Annotated in this window: 1 rRNA gene; it reads left to right on the top strand. The window is 49.8% G+C overall.

Annotation, left to right across the window (positions count from 1 at the left end):
- Positions 1-83: ribosomal RNA gene (locus EVJ23_RS15150) — 16S ribosomal RNA — on the top strand; the annotation flags it as partial.
- Positions 84-275: the final 192 nt, after the last annotated feature.

The following is a 275-nucleotide window of genomic DNA, read 5'->3' as shown; positions in this document are numbered from 1 at the left end:
AGCCGCCGAAGGTGGGACAGATGATTGGGGTGAAGTCGTAACAAGGTAGCCGTATCGGAAGGTGCGGCTGGATCACCTCCTTTCTAAGGAAAATGCCCATGTGGCATGCCCATCGTTCAGTTTTGAGGGTTCGTCCCTCGATTGTTCTTTGAAAACTGAAGATTCATCAAGACATCAAACCAAGAAAAATATGCATGGTCCGTTCGGACCGTGTGTCTTAGAAACGCTAGATCAAGGTAGAAAGGGCGTACGGTGGATGCCTTGGCACTAGGAGC

This window comes from Exiguobacterium sp. SH1S1, assembly GCF_004337245.1.
GTDB classification, from domain to species: domain Bacteria; phylum Bacillota; class Bacilli; order Exiguobacteriales; family Exiguobacteriaceae; genus Exiguobacterium; species Exiguobacterium aurantiacum_A.
The sequence above is the reverse complement of the archived record's forward strand: the minus strand, read 5'-3'. Positions and strand labels throughout refer to the sequence as shown.